The organism is Xanthomonas sp. NCPPB 1325 (assembly GCF_041477645.2).
GTDB lineage: Bacteria > Pseudomonadota > Gammaproteobacteria > Xanthomonadales > Xanthomonadaceae > Xanthomonas > Xanthomonas cannabis.
Genome location: NZ_CM192985.1, coordinates 1,592,703 through 1,607,048, shown reverse-complemented (window position 1 = coordinate 1,607,048; position 14,346 = coordinate 1,592,703). Strand labels below are relative to the sequence as shown.

13 protein-coding genes and 1 other RNA gene are annotated in these 14,346 nt (G+C 66.8%); 3 read left to right on the top strand and 11 right to left on the bottom strand.

Annotated elements, in window-relative coordinates:
• Positions 1–54 precede the first annotated feature (54 nt).
• On the bottom strand, positions 55–462 hold the full coding sequence (locus tag ACCQ10_RS06700) for an RNA-binding S4 domain-containing protein (protein WP_372362572.1): 408 nt from the start codon (positions 460–462) through the stop codon (positions 55–57).
• A 623-nt stretch (positions 463–1,085) separates the two neighbouring features.
• Between ACCQ10_RS06700 and ACCQ10_RS06695 the strand changes: the two genes are divergently transcribed.
• Positions 1,086–2,573 (top strand): MATE family efflux transporter, encoded by a 1,488-nt coding sequence (locus tag ACCQ10_RS06695; protein ID WP_372362571.1) that lies wholly within the window; start codon positions 1,086–1,088, stop codon positions 2,571–2,573.
• Positions 2,574–2,669: 96 nt separating this feature from the next.
• Here ACCQ10_RS06695 and ACCQ10_RS06690 read toward each other — a convergent pair.
• From ACCQ10_RS06690 to ffh, 9 genes are all read right to left on the bottom strand, one after another.
• Positions 2,670–2,746, bottom strand: a non-coding RNA gene (locus ACCQ10_RS06690) — sX9 sRNA.
• A gap of 105 nt (positions 2,747–2,851) precedes the next feature.
• Complete coding sequence (gene rplS / locus ACCQ10_RS06685) at positions 2,852–3,259, bottom strand: 50S ribosomal protein L19 (RefSeq protein ID WP_005989873.1); 408 nt, start codon at positions 3,257–3,259, stop codon at positions 2,852–2,854.
• A 144-nt stretch (positions 3,260–3,403) separates the two neighbouring features.
• Positions 3,404–4,162, bottom strand: coding sequence for a tRNA (guanosine(37)-N1)-methyltransferase TrmD (gene trmD, locus ACCQ10_RS06680; RefSeq protein WP_372362570.1), 759 nt, complete (start codon positions 4,160–4,162; stop codon positions 3,404–3,406).
• A 63-nt stretch (positions 4,163–4,225) separates the two neighbouring features.
• Positions 4,226–4,738: a ribosome maturation factor RimM gene (rimM, locus tag ACCQ10_RS06675; RefSeq protein ID WP_039566183.1), complete on the bottom strand. Its 513-nt coding sequence runs from the start codon at positions 4,736–4,738 to the stop codon at positions 4,226–4,228.
• 41 nt (positions 4,739–4,779) lie between these two features.
• Positions 4,780–5,040 carry a 30S ribosomal protein S16 gene (gene rpsP, locus ACCQ10_RS06670; protein ID WP_039414145.1) on the bottom strand — a complete coding sequence of 87 codons (261 nt, stop codon included), beginning with the start codon at positions 5,038–5,040 and terminating at the stop codon, positions 4,780–4,782.
• Between the two features lie 99 nt (positions 5,041–5,139).
• Positions 5,140–5,937, bottom strand: a complete 798-nt coding sequence (locus ACCQ10_RS06665) for an aminotransferase class IV family protein (RefSeq protein ID WP_372362569.1) — start codon at positions 5,935–5,937, stop codon at positions 5,140–5,142.
• On the bottom strand, positions 5,928–6,998 hold the full coding sequence (locus ACCQ10_RS06660) for an NAD(P)H-dependent flavin oxidoreductase (protein WP_372362568.1): 1,071 nt from the start codon (positions 6,996–6,998) through the stop codon (positions 5,928–5,930). Before ACCQ10_RS06660 ends, ACCQ10_RS06665 begins: the two co-directional genes overlap by 10 nt.
• A 244-nt stretch (positions 6,999–7,242) precedes the next feature.
• The gene (locus tag ACCQ10_RS06655) at positions 7,243–8,541 is read right to left on the bottom strand and encodes a hypothetical protein (RefSeq protein WP_372362567.1); all 1,299 of its coding nucleotides are present in this window, start codon (positions 8,539–8,541) and stop codon (positions 7,243–7,245) included.
• Between the two features lie 25 nt (positions 8,542–8,566).
• A complete protein-coding gene (ffh, locus tag ACCQ10_RS06650) occupies positions 8,567–9,943 on the bottom strand; it encodes a signal recognition particle protein (RefSeq protein ID WP_047694273.1) in 1,377 nt (458 codons plus the stop codon).
• Positions 9,944–10,250: 307 nt separating this feature from the next.
• Here ffh and ACCQ10_RS06645 point away from each other — a divergent pair, with 307 nt between their 5' ends.
• Positions 10,251–11,042, top strand: a complete 792-nt coding sequence (locus tag ACCQ10_RS06645) for a cytochrome C assembly family protein (protein ID WP_372362566.1) — start codon at positions 10,251–10,253, stop codon at positions 11,040–11,042.
• A 325-nt stretch (positions 11,043–11,367) separates the two neighbouring features.
• On the opposite strand, the gene ACCQ10_RS06640 is transcribed toward ACCQ10_RS06645, so the two are convergent.
• The gene (locus ACCQ10_RS06640) at positions 11,368–12,417 is read right to left on the bottom strand and encodes an aldose epimerase family protein (RefSeq protein ID WP_372362565.1); all 1,050 of its coding nucleotides are present in this window, start codon (positions 12,415–12,417) and stop codon (positions 11,368–11,370) included.
• 249 nt (positions 12,418–12,666) lie between these two features.
• Between ACCQ10_RS06640 and ACCQ10_RS06635 the strand changes: the two genes are divergently transcribed.
• Positions 12,667–14,250 carry an alpha-N-arabinofuranosidase gene (locus ACCQ10_RS06635; RefSeq protein ID WP_372362564.1) on the top strand — a complete coding sequence of 528 codons (1,584 nt, stop codon included), beginning with the start codon at positions 12,667–12,669 and terminating at the stop codon, positions 14,248–14,250.
• Positions 14,251–14,346 lie beyond the last annotated feature (96 nt).

Here is a 14,346-nt window from a genome sequence, read left to right as displayed (position 1 = left end):
CCATGTGTCGCCCTGCTGGCCCATCGAGCACGGCAGGGACAAGGTGCCAGACCGCTAGAGCGCGTCGATATCGCCCAATGCAGTGATCAAGCGGCGTGCGCGCTTGTCGGGCTTGCCCTCGGGCGCACGGTAACCGGTGCGTTCGGCAGCACGTTGCAGCCGCCACTGCGCACGCGCCTCGCGCGATGCCTCGCCCTCCACGTACAGGGCCTGCGCCACCGGCGCCGGTCCGCGTACGTCGCTGAGCCCGGCCACCGTGATCTCGAAGATTTCACCGCCCCGGTCGATACGCATATGCTCGCCGCAGCGCAGGCTGCGCGAGGGCTTGGGGCGCTGCCCGCCCACGTCCACCTTGCCGGTGTCGACCGCGTTTTTGGCCAGGCTGCGCGTCTTGAAAAAGCGCGCGGCCCACAGCCACACGTCCAGCCTGACTGTCGTGCCCTGTTCCAGCTCCGGATTCATGCGTCTTGCTGTCTCGCTCTGCCTGGTAACCGATGTTTGGGCAGCCACCCGGAACTCAAGCTGGGCCGTCGCCGCGGCCATCTGGGTCGATCGCCAGTTCGATGCTGGACGCTCGCCCCCATCCGCCCTACGGGCACCTTCCCCCGCAGGCGGGGGAAGGGAGCACTGCCAGCCCGCGCGGTACAGATCACACAAGCCCATTACGGTTCAATCAAGGCACCGCAATTCAAACAAGCCCATGACAGTTCAATCAACGCACTGCAGTTCAAACACGCCCATGACAGTTCAACAACGCGCTGCAATTCAAACAAGCCCATTACGGTTCAAGCAAAGCACCGCAGTTCAGACAAGCCCATTACAGTCCAAATAACACACTGCAGTTCAAACAAGCGCTCGGCCACATCCCTTCTCCCGCCTGCGGGAGAAGGTGGCGCGCAGCGCCGGATGAGGGACACTGCGGCTGCGCAGCTGAGAGAAGCAGCACAGCCCCCCGGCCAAGGCTGCATCGCTGACGGTGAATACGGAGCTCCCCCAACCGAGGTGCGCGCGCAAAGCGAGCACTGCACTGGATCTCACCCGCGCAATGCTAGGGTGCGCAACATCCGCATACCGATACAACCGCGATGCCCAAATCCGCTGTCCTGACCGAAGGCCCGATCGGCAAGAACCTGCTGCTCTTCGCACTGCCGATCATGGCGGGCAATATCGCCCAGTCGCTCAACGGCTCGGTCAACGCGATCTGGATCGGCCGCTACCTCGGCGAAGAAGCGCTGACCGCGGCAGCCAACGCCAACAGCATCATGTTCTTCCTGATCGGCTCGGTGTTCGGTATCGGCATGGCGTCCACCATCCTGATCGGCCAGGCGATGGGCGCGCGCAACATCGCCCAGGCACGCAAGGTCATGGGCACCAGCGCCAGCTTCTTTGGTGGGCTGTCGGCGCTGATCGCCGTGCTGGGCTGGTTCCTGGCGCCGCATCTGCTCACCGCGATGGGTACGCCCGCTGCCTCGCAGACGCTGGCCGAGGAGTATCTGCGCGTGATCTTCCTGGCGATGCCGACGCTGTATCTGTTCGCCTTTCTATCGGCAGCGTTGCGCGGTACCGGCGATGCGCGTACGCCCTTCCGCTTTCTGCTGCTGTCGGTGCTGCTGGATATCGTGTTCAACCCGTTGCTGCTGTTCGGCATCGGCCCGTTTCCGGCGCTGGGCATCGCCGGTGCTGCCTGGGCCACGCTGATTGCGCAGGTGGTTGCGCTGGCCGGCCTGCTGATCTATCTGCGGCACAAAAAACATGTGCTGTGGCTGGGACGACGCGACCTGCATCTGTTCCGGATCGATGCTGCCATCCTGCGCGCGCTCGTCGTCAAGGGCGTGCCGATGGGCCTGCAGATGGTGATGATCTCGCTGGCGATGATCGCGATGCTGTCGCTGGTCAACGGCTTCGGCACCGACACCGCCGCCGCGTTCGGCGCGGGGCTGCAGCTGTGGAACTACGTACAGATGCCGGCAATGGCGGTCGGCGCCGCCTGTTCGACCATGGCTGCCCAGAACGTGGGTGCCGGCCTGTGGTCGCGGGTGGATACCGTCGCCCGTACCGGCATCGCCGCCAACTTCCTGATGACGGGCCTGCTGATCGTGCTGTTGATCCTGTTAGACCGCTGGACCCTGGCCCTGTTCCTGCCCGAAGGCAGCGCCACCCTGGAGATCGCGCGGCATCTCAACCACATCGCGATCTGGTCGTTCCTGTTGTTTGGCGTCAGCTTTGTGGTGTCTGGGGTGGTGCGCTCCACCGGTGCGGTGATCCCACCGCTGTTGATTCTGGCGTTTTCGCTGTGGGGCGTACGCGTGCCTCTCGCAAATATCCTGCTGCCGCATCTGGGCGCAGACGCGGTGTGGTGGAGCTTCCCGATCAGTTCGACCTGCTCGATGCTGCTGTCGCTGGCGTACTACCGCTGGGGCGGCTGGCGCAAGGCGCGCATGCTGACCACGCCGAACCACCCTTCCGTACTGGCAGCGGCAGCCGAGGTACCCGCACATCCTGCATCGCCGGTTGCCGACCCCGCCCCCATTGCCGAGCCGATCACCGAGCCAACCCGGACACGCTCGCGCTGATGCATGCACGCTGATCCGCGCATGCCGGCCGCAGCCAAGCCACGTGATCGATGGCGATGCGCTGCATTGACCGGCCTCAAGCTGCGACTTGAGAACGGCTAACAAGACGTAGCACGCGGTTGTCAGGTGGCTGCGGGCATCGCGGCCGGAACCGCAGTGCGCGGGTGGCACATGCCGACTTCGAGCGCTCTCGCCATTCCGGTTCCACAAACGCAAACGGCCGCCCAAGGGCGGCCGTTTGGCAGTGGCAGATCGATGAGACCTGCCAGCAGTGTGGCTTACTCGGCCTTGGCAGCAGCCTGGCGAGCGGCTTTGGCCTGCGCAGCGGCGGCCAGATCTTCCTTGATGCGGGCGGCCTTGCCTTCCAGGCCACGCAGGTAGTACAGCTTGCCGGCGCGGACCTTACCGCGGCGCTTCACTTCGACCGAGTCGATGATGGCGCTGTGGGTCTGGAACACGCGCTCGACGCCGAAACCGTGCGAGATCTTGCGCACGGTGAAGGCGGAGTTCAGGCCGGCATTCTTGGTACCGATCACCACGCCCTCATAGGCCTGCACGCGCTCGCGGTTGCCTTCCTTCACCTTGACGTTCACCACAACGGTGTCGCCCTGGTTGAATTCCGGCAGCTTGCGCTGGATCTGGGCGGCTTCGAAGTCAGCCAGGATGGTCTTGTTGAGTTTGCTCATGGTGGGCACCGCGTGTCTGGTGATATTGGACCGGCAGTCGCCGCACGGCGATTGCTCGAGGTTCGTAAGAGGGCCAGACGCAAGGCTGGCCAGCAAGCCGCATATTGTACCCCAATCAATTCTTCAAGGGCTAGGGGTGCGCCCTTATTTCTCGTCGTCCCGGGTGAGTTCGCGGCGAAACTCCTCCAGGAGACGACGATCGTGCTTGTCCAGGCCTGCCTCGTCGAGCAGATCGGGACGACGCAGCCAGGTCCGGCCCAGCGACTGCTGCCGGCGCCAGCGCGCAATCGCGCCATGGTTGCCCGAGCGCAATACCTCGGGCACATCGCCCCAGGCATGCGCCGACGGGTGGCTGTAGTGCGGGCAGTCCAGCAGGCCCTGCGGGCCTTCAAAACTGTCCTGCGCAGCAGATTCGGCGTCGTTCAACACGCCGTCCTGCAGCCGCGTCACCACATCCACAAGGACTGCAGCGCCCAACTCGCCACCGGACAACACGTAGTCGCCGATGGAGATTTCCATATCCACCGCGTTGGCCAGGAAACGCTCGTCCACCCCTTCATAGCGCCCGCACAGCAAGACCATGCGCGGCAACTGCGCCAGCTCGCGCGCGAGGGGCTGGGTGAGCGGACGTCCCTGCGGGCTGAGATAGATCACCGGCGCCGGTCGCGCGTCGGCGGCCTGCACCGCATCCAGACAGGCCCGCAACGGCTCGATCAACATCACCATGCCGGGCCCGCCACCGAAGGGACGATCGTCCACGCGGCGGTAGTTGCCCTGCGCATGGTCGCGCGGATTCCAGCCCTGCAGGTCCAGCAGACCGCGCTCCTGCGCCCGCCCGACCACGCCGAACGCCGCGCACTGCGCGATGAACTCCGGGAACAGGCTGATGACGTCGATGCGCACGGGAATCGGGAATCGGGAGTGGAGAATGGGTAGAGCAAAAGCGGCGCCGGGGCACCGCTTCGATCAGAAATCCGGGTCCCAGTCGACCACGATCAGATTGGCCTCGAAGTCCACCGATTTGACGAACTCCGGCAGCACGAATGGAATCATCCGCTCGCGATCGCCGCGCACGACCACCACATCGTTGGAGCCGGTGGAAAACAGGTGCGATACCGTCCCGAGCTTGACGCCCTCGACGGTTTCCACCTGCAATCCTTCCAGATCCACCCAGTAGTATTCGTCGGGCTTGGGCGGCGGCAAGGCGCTGCGGGCCACATAGATTTCGGTGCCATGCATGGCCTCGACGGTGTCGCGGTCGGTCACGTCGGGAAACACCGCGATCAGATTCTTGCCCTGATCACGTCCCCGTACGCCGCTCACGACCGACTCCTGCCCCGATGGCGTGCGCACGACCCACGGCTGATACCGGAAGATCGCACTGCGCGGTTCGGTCCAGGATTCGAGCTTCAGCTCACCCTTGACACCAAAAGCGCCGACAATCCTGCCTAACAGGATGCGGCGCTCGGTCGGCTTCATCTGTGTCGACTCTGGCCGGGCAAACACGCCCGGCCTCAAGATCAGGCCGCAGCGGCCTGGGACTTGGATGCTTCGCGATACAGGTTACGCACCTTGTCGGTCAGCTGTGCACCGTTGCCGACCCAATGGTCGACGCGGGCGATATCTAGCACGACGCGCGGTTCGGCGCCCTGCGCAACCGGGTTGTAGTAACCCACGCGCTCGATGTTGCGGCCGTCGCGCGCGCTGCGCACGTCGGTCACGATGATGTGGTAGAAGGGACGCTTCTTGGCGCCGCCGCGGGTCAGTCGAATCTTGACCATGGTGTCGTTTTCCTGAGTTGCCCAGTCGCCAGAGTGGCGCGGTAAGCCGGCGATTATAGCGGGCTCCCTCGGCGAAGCCAAGCCAGCCGGTGTTTTTGCTCAGATCCCTTGCCAGGCCTGGGTTTGCAGCGCCCGCTCCAGCACGGGCAGCTGCGCGGCAACGGCCGACCACTGCGCCGGGCCCATGGCCACGATGGCCTGCTGCCCCCGCGCATTGCAGCTGAAGCCACCGTCGAAGCTGGCGAGCTCGTCAAGGGCAACCGGGCGGGAAGTCTGCGCGATCCCGAGCGCCCGCAGCCCGGCGTGCAACAACCGCTGCTGGGTGCCGTCCAGCGCCGGCCCGGCCGGCCAGACCACCCTGCCCTGCTGCCAGAACCCGACATTCCAGAACGCCCCTTCCAGGACATGGCCCTGGGGATCGACCAACACCGCATCGTCAACGCCGGCGGCCATCGCCTGGCGACGCAGGTGCAACAGCGCGAAGGTGCCGACGTGCTTGCACTGCGCCTGCTCGCGCACATGCGTGACTGCGTGCACGCGCAGCGCGGCATCGGGCAGTTGCGCGGCCGGCGATAGCGAAATCAATACATCCAGCGCCACCTGGCGCAATGGATCGCGCAGCGCAAACGCCTGCGAAAACACGGTGATGCGCACGCTCGCATCCGCGCGACCGGCACTGGCCAACGCCGCGCGCAGATACGTGCGCACCAGCGAGGCATCGATCGGTGCGCCGAACAGGGCGGCACTGTCGTGCTGCAGCCGTTGCAGATGCAGATCCAGCCCGCGCACGGCGGCGTTGCGCACCTGCAGCGTCGTGAAGTGCCCGTAGTTGATCAGGGCGGCCGCGCCGAGTTGCTGCGCGGTTGCTGCCTCGCCATTACAGAAGATCAGCGACACAGCAGTGCCTGCGTCTGCTCCCACCACTGCACGACCAATTGTGCGGCCGGCTGCGCCGGCGCCATCCAGGCCGACTGGCCTGCCCAGGCCTGCATCGCCTCCAGACGGTTGTCGCGCGCCGCTGCCTGGCGCATCGCGGCGGTCAGGCCGCGCTGCACCGGATATGGCGCAGGCGGCGGCGCATCCGCCGCAGTGGCGGCGCGCACGTAAGGGGTGAGCAATGCCCGCCCCAACCGACCTGAAAATGCGCGGGTTGGCCGGGTATGTTCCGGCTCGGCGGCAGCCAATGCATCGGCCCAGGCGCCGGGCAAGGCAGCCTCGGGCGTGCGCAGCAGACCGGTGCCGATCTGCACTGCACTGGCGCCCAGCGCCAGCGCCGCGGCAATGCCGCGCGCGTCGGCAATCCCGCCCGCGGCGATGACCGGGATCTCCAGGCCATCGACCAGCCGCGGCAGCAGGGCAAACAGTCCGGTCATCTGCTGCGCGGCGCGGCTGGCATCGAACGCGCCGCGGTGACCGCCAGCCTCGGCGCCTTGCGCGACCACGGCATCGGCCCCGGCCGCCTGCGCCGCCAGTGCTTCCTCCAGCGTGGTGGCGCAGGCGAACCAGGCGATGCCCGCATGCTTGAGGCGCGCAACCTGGTCGGGTCGGAACACACCCATGATCGACGAGGCCACTGCCGGGCGCGCGTTCAGCAATGCATCGAATTGCGCGTCGAAATCGGCTGGCATTGCATCGCCTGCTGCCTCCGGCACTGGCGGCCCCCACTGCGCAAGAAACACCCGCAGGCGCGCTTCGGCAGCGGCATCGCGGACAGGCGCCGGATCGGGAATCCACAGATTGACTTGCGCAGGCCCGGCACTTGCCTCACGAAAGGCGGCCATCCACGTCACGATGTCCTGCGGCTGCGACAACACCGCACCCATCGCGCCCATGCCACCGGCATTGGCGACCGCTGCCGACAACGGCACCGGACAGGCGCCGGCCATGGGGCTGAGCAGGATCGGCAGGCGCAGGCCGAAGCGTTGCTGGAAGGCATCGACGTTAGGGAATCTGGTCATCCACCACCTCGGCGGCCACGAGACGGAGCATGGTAACCGCGATGGACGGATGCGGATGCCGACACGCGCAAGACGGTCGTTCGCGCATGCACTGCGTGCGGCACGTTGCGTCTGGAGCGGCCACCAAACGTGGCAACCGTGATCAGGTGGACATGCAGTTGCCGGTGCATACCGCTGCTACATGCCGCAGCGAGCTCCGGCCGCCCCATGTGGCGCCGAGCACAGTGGTTCGTTCTTCACTCTCTCAATCCACCGGCACCGGCATCACTTGCCGGTACCAGTCTTCGACCCAGACATCCTGCAACGCGAACGCACGCAAGCTCAGAGGACGCTGCAGGTAATCACCCCACACGCGCAGGTCGACAACTGCAGTAACGGCTTGCTGGCGCCATGCCGGCGGGCCGAACAGCCGCAGTTCCAGGCAGTAATCGCCATCGACAGGACAGGTCATCTGCATGCAGGCGGCCGGTGCCGCGCTCGCCCATGCATGCACCAGATCCGGCCCACGCACGAGCTTGAACACACGCACCTCGCCCTGCGTGCGACCGGTGCATTGATCGGGCAACGGCAACGGGCGATCGAAGTGCTCGCCGGCCCAGGCCAGTTCCAGCGTCAGCACGTCGCCCTGGCTCAGGCGCAGGAAGTAACGGTAAAGATGGGTGTTTTCGGCACGCCACGACGATGCTGGATCGGAACCTGCGGACACATCCCAGGCATCGTCGGCACTGGCGAACAACAACCTCGAGCCAGCGGGCGCGCCGTGCACGGGCACTGACGGCAGATGCGCCTGCGACTGCAGCTGTGCGTCGTCTTCGAGATGCACCACCGCCGCGCCGTCGTCACGACGCGCGTATCGCATGGCCGACCCGAACGTGGGCTGCAGCGGCAGTGCCAGCCGATCCGGCTCGGGCACGCGCAGCCAAAGCGCGACCACGCCGGGGCACGTTCCATAGGCCTGGCCGATGCCGATCGAATACACCCCGGAGCGGGTGACCGGCACGTCCACCTCGCCATCGGCGGGCACCTCCCACCACTGCGATTGCGTGCCACCCGGGTGCCATACATCGCCGCGCCACGCGGCTACACCTGCAGCATCGTTGGCAGGATGGAACGCCAGCACGAGATGGTCGCCCGCACGCAGGAACACCTCGACCGTGGTGCAGATGTCCTGCCGCGGGTAGCGTTCTTCTTCGTATGGCGCCACGTCGACGATATGGCGCCGCCACTGGCGCACCGACGTGTCGTGCACGTGCTGCGCGACGACGCGTTTGGCGGCTGCGTCGCGTCGCGGCAGGCGAGCGATGGCCGGCGTACCGCCGATGCCGCCGCCAGTGCCGCCACCCTGCGCGTCGGAGGTGGGGGTCGACGCCGGTGCTACGACCGGCCGCGCGCCAAACAGGCGGTCGATTCCTGCGACCACCAGTGCGATACACAACCACAACACAACGCTTGCCGGCAGTAACGCCCACCCTGCCGTTAGCTGCCACGCCAGCACGAGGGCCAGCGCCAGATGCACGCAGTGCGCGCCTGCGGATGTGCTCACAGCGCGCGCGACCTGCGCAGGTTGCTCAACGGAACGGCATGCCGCCGCGGCCGCCCATGGCACCCATCATGCCCTTCATGTTGCGCATCAGGCCCTTCATGCCGCCGCCGGCCAGCTTGCCCATCATCTTTTCCATCTGCTGGTACTGCTTCATCAGCTTGTTGACGTCGGCCGGCTGCATGCCCGAGCCGCGTGCGATGCGGGCACGGCGCGAGCCATTGAGCAACGCCGGGTTGCGGCGCTCCTTCTTGGTCATCGAATTGATGATGGCAATCATGCGCGGCACTTCCTTGCCGGTGACCTGCTGCTTGACGTTGTCCGGGATCTGGCCCATGCCCGGCAGCTTGTCCATCAGCCCATGGATGCCACCCATGTTCTGCATCTGCTCGAGCTGCTCTTTCATGTCGTTGAGGTCGAACTTCTTGCCCTTGGCGACCTTGGCAGCGAGCTTGGCGGCCTTTTCCTGATCGACGCTGTGCTCGACCTGCTCCACCAGCGACAGCACGTCGCCCATGTCCAGGATGCGGCTGGCGACGCGATCGGGATGGAACACATCCAGGCCGTCGGTCTTTTCGCCGGTACCGACGAACTTGATCGGCTTGCCGGTGATGTAGCGCACGCTCAGCGCGGCACCGCCACGGGCGTCGCCGTCGGTCTTGGTCAGCACCACGCCGGTCAGCGGCAGCGCCTCGCCAAAGGCCTTGGCGGTGTTGGCCGCGTCCTGGCCGGTCATCGCATCGACCACGAACAGGGTTTCGGTGGGGGTGATCGCGGCGTGCAGCGCCTTGATCTCGTCCATCATCGCCTGATCGATCGCCAGGCGACCGGCGGTATCGACCAGCAGCACGTCGGCAAACGACTTGCGTGCGTCGCTGATGGCGGCGCGCACGATATCGACCGGCTTCTGCGAGGCGTCGGACGGGAAGAACAGCACGCCGACCTGCTCGGCCAGGGTCTTGAGCTGCTCGATCGCGGCCGGTCGGTAGACGTCGGCCGAGACCACCATGACCTTTTTCTTGCGCTTTTCCTTCAGATGCTTGGCGAGCTTGCCGACCGTGGTGGTCTTGCCCGCACCCTGCAGGCCGGCCATCAGGATGATCGCCGGCGCCGGCACGTTGAGGTTGAGGTCGGCCGCCGCCGCGCCCATGACCGCGGTGAGCTCGTCGCGCACGATCTTGATTAGCGCCTGGCCGGGGGTCAGCGACTTGAGCACTTCCTGGCCCACCGCGCGCACCTTGATGCGTTCGATCAGCGCCTGCACCACCGGCAGCGCGACGTCGGCTTCCAGCAGCGCGATGCGCACTTCACGGGTGGCTTCGCGGATGTTCTCCTCGGTCAGGCGGCCGCGGCCGCGCAGGCGCTCCATGGTGCCGGAGAGACGTTGGGTAAGGGACTCGAACATGCGCAAGGGACCGCGTGAGGGGAAACGGGCACCGATTATAGCGGCACCAGCCAACGCCCCGCCCCAATCGACCCGCCGGCCGAAGCGAGCCAATCCAGGGCAAATCCCTCCGGCTCGGCAGTCCCTGCAACCAGGGCAGCAGCACCGCAGAGACCCGACGTCAGCGGCCACGCCCGCAGGCAGGCTTACCCATACCCACTCGCTACCAACCAGCACACTTGCCTGCCCGCCCATCCCCACCCCCTGCCCGGCTTTCCCGAATCCCGATTCCCGAATCCCCGCCCCACCAATATGCGAAACTTCCACGATGACAATCGTTCTCATCGCGTTCGCCCTGTACCTGCTGGCTGCCGCCCTGCTCACCCGGGCGGTGCTGCGCGATGGCAACCAGGCCCCTGCGCGCTGGTTGGCGCCGGCGCTGGCTGCAGTTGCGCTGCACGCCGGCTATCACGTGGTGGTGGCGTTCCGCACCGCGGGCGGGCCGGACATGCATTTCTTTGCCGCGCTGTCGCTGACCGGCCTGGGCATGGCGGCGTTGACCGCGGTGTTCGGCGGGCGCGGCCGCATGGCCGCGGTGGGCGTGGTGGTGTTTCCGTTGTCGGCGATCCTGCTGGCCTGTTACCACGCCTACGGCCATGAGCCGAGCGCAGACCTGGGCTGGCGGCTGGAACTGCACGCCTGGATGGCGCTGCTGGCCTACGCCACCCTGGGCATCGCCGCCCTGCTGGCCATCATGCTGTGGCTGCAGGAGCGGGCGTTGCGGCGGCGCGACTTCCATCCCTGGCTGCGCGCGCTGCCTCCGTTGACCGAACTGGAAACCCTGCTGTTCCGCACGATCACCGTCGGCTTCGTGTTGCTGAGCCTGACCCTGCTGACCGGGCTGCTGTTCGTGCAGGATTTCCTGGCGCAACGATTGCTGCACAAGACCGTGCTCAGCATCCTGTCGTGGATCGTGTTTGGCGCGCTGCTGGTCGGCCGCTGGCGTAATGGCTGGCGCGGCACCAAGGCCGTGCACTGGACGCTGACCGCCATGGCGCTGCTGGTGCTGTCGTTCTTCGGCAGCAAGTTCGTGATCGAACTGGTGCTGGGGCCGCGCTGATCGCGCAGGCGGGCGCTGCCTGCCATGCAGCGAGTCCTGCACGTGGCCGGCCGCTTGTGTCCTGCAGACCCGGTGCCCGTGTGACGTACCGCACCTGACCAGAGATCACCCCGGCGATTCGGCCCGAACCGACAGACGCGAACAAGCCGCGCCGGCGGTCGGCTGACACGCGGTTGCGCGGTGCACGGACGGCACGGACGGCGCGGACCAGCCACAAGGACGCAGGACCCGTGCCGCCCCTCGACATCGGTCGCGCCTGCCCGATGGTTGCGCAATGCGTGGGTCGGCGGATTCAGGGCATCTGCCTGGACCCTGTCAGCGCTGCTCAGCCATCGAGTGCAGCGCTGACCGCCTCCCACGGCTGGTCCGGGCCTGGCGTGGCGAAGCGATAGACGATGCGGCGGCGATGAACCTCACCGGGACGCAGGATGGTCGAAGGAAAGTTGGCGTGGTTGGGGGCGTCCGGGTAGCTCTGCGGTTCCAGGCACACCCCGCGGCCCAGGCCCGGATGATGCGCGTCCAGATGCTGCCCCTCGTAGACCTGCACCGCCGGCGCGTCGCTGAGGATGCGCATGGCCACGCCACTGTGCGGCGAGTACAGCTCGGCGACCCGGTCGGCGCCTGGCGCCAGCACCAGACACTGGTCATAGCCCTTGCCGAGCACGACCTGCGGATGCGCCGGGTCGATCCGCTCGGCCAGCGCGGCCGGGTCGCGGAAATCGAACGGTGTGCCGGCCACCGACGCGATCTCCCCGGTCGGGATGGATTCTGCGTCCACCGGGAGATAGCGGTCGGCAGGCACCCGCAGCACCTGCGCTGCGGCACGCCGCTGCGGGTCGCCGGACAGATTGAAATACGGGTGATGGGTCAGGTTCAACGGCGTGGCCGCGTCGCAGCGGGCTTCGAAGTCCAGATGCAGGCTGCGCTGCTGCAGCGCAAGCCGGGCGCGCACCTGCAGATTGCCGGGGTAGCCCTCTTCGCCGTCGGGCGAGTCGTAGCCCAGCAGCACCTGATCCGGTGCCTGCTCCAGTACCGTCCAGACCCGCCGCCCGAACCCGCGCTCGCCGCCGTGCAACTGATTGCGCCCCTCGTTGGCGGCCAGCGTGTGGGTCACCCCGTCCAACGTATAGCGTGCACCGCCGATACGATTGCCGAAGCGGCCCACCAGGATGTTGAGGCTGTCGCCATCGGCGGCGTAGGCAGGCAGGTCCGGCAGACCCAGCAGCAGCGGCACCACGCCCTGCGCGGTGGTCAGCCGCAGCGCGTGCAGGATGCCGCCGTAGGTGAGGACGTCCGCCTCCAGCCCGTCGTCGCTGCGCAAGCTGAGCGCGTGAACCTCGACACCGTCTGGCAACTGCCCGAACACTCGCTGCATGAATCGCCCCACTGCGGATGGAAGCCCGCGAGCATAGCCGCGTCGCGCGTCCGCCGACCATGCCCTCGCGCACATCCTGGCCTGCCGAACGACGACCAGGCCGCACCGCATCGCGCGGGCGCGGCAGGGTTCGCCAGCGGCGAACGCGATGCAGCGACACAGCACCACCACTGCCACTACGCTACCGGCATGCGGCTGCGCCGGCAGTGCGCCAACACCTCGACCCACCCCTACAGGAGCGCCCCGCCGATGCATTGGATCTCCCTCGCGTTGCAGACCTCACGCCGGCGGCTGCTGCCCGCGCTCGTTGCCGTCACCCTGGCGACCAGTGCCTGCATCGCCTGCGCTGCCGAGGTCGAGGTGACCGGTAGCTTGCGTGCGGACCAACCCGGTGCACAGGTGTCGCGGCAGCTGTTCGGGCAGTTTGCCGAACACCTGGGTACCGGCATCTATGGCGGCGTGTGGGTGGGCGAGGACGCCTCCATTCCCAACACGCGCGGCTACCGCAACGACGTGCTCGCGGCGTTGAAGGCCATCGCGGTGCCCAACATCCGCTGGCCGGGCGGCTGCTTTGCCGACGAATACCACTGGCGCGACGGTGTCGGCGCGCCGGCCAGGCGCCCGATCCGCGTCAACACGCACTGGGGCGGCGTGGAAGAGTCCAATCGCTTCGGCACCCATGAGTTCATGGACTTCACCGAGCTGCTCGGCACCCAGGCCTATATCGCCGGCAATGTCGGCAATGCGGCGCCGGACGAGATCGCGCAGTGGACCGAATACATGACCGCCGACACCCGCTCCAGCCTGGCCAGCGAGCGCCGCGCCAACGGCCGCGATGCGCCCTGGCAGGTGCCCTACTTCGGCGTGGGCAACGAGCTGTGGGGTTGCGGCGGCAACATGCGGGTGGAATATGCCGCCGACGTGTATCGGCGCTACCAGACCTTCGTCAAGGCGCCGGCCAATCAGACGCTGCGCAAGATCGCGCCCGGCCCCAACAACGACGACTATCACTGGACCGAGGTGATGATGCGCGAAGCCGGCACGCTGATGGACGGCCTGAGCCTGCATTACTACACGGTGCCCGGTGGCTGGCCGCCGCGCGCCTCCTCGACCGATTTCGACGAAAGCGCCTGGATCGACACGCTGTCGCGCACGCTGGTGATGGACGAATTGATCACCAGGCACAGCGCGATCATGGACAAATACGACCCCGGCAAGAAGGTGGCGCTGGTGGTCGACGAATGGGGCACCTGGTACGCCGGCCTGCCCGGCGCAAACCCGGGATTCCTGCATCAGCAGAACAGCCTGCGCGATGCCCTGGTGGCGGCATTGAATATCGACATCTTCAGCAACCACGCCGAGCGCGTGCGCATGGCCAATATCGCGCAGATGGTCAACGTGTTGCAGGCGATGATTCTTACCGATGGCGACAAGATGGTGCTGACGCCGACCTACCACGTGTTCGCCCTGTACAAGCCCTATCAGGACGCCACCCACCTGCCGCTGCAGTTGCAGACACCGCACTACCGCCACGGCAATACGCAGGTGCCGGCGGTGCACGGCTCGGCAGTCAAGGCAAAAGATGGCCATGTGTATGTCGCGCTGACCAACCTGGACGCAACTGCACCCGCCAACGTCAGCGTGGACGTGCAAGGCCTTGCGCCGCAGCATGTGGAAGGACAGATCCTCAGTGCGGCGGCGATCACCGCGCACAACAGCTTCGCGCAGCCGCATGTGGTGGAGCCAAGGCCGTTCAACGGTGCACGCGTGCAGGGCAAAGCCTTGACGGTGGCACTGCCCGCGCATGCGGTGGTGATGCTCAGGCTGGACTGACGCGGCATGAGATCGCTCGACAGGCGTGCCGCTGTCGAGGCGTCTGCAGGTGTCGGGTCGGCCTCCGGCATGCCTGGAGCAACGCCGCCGGTCGCT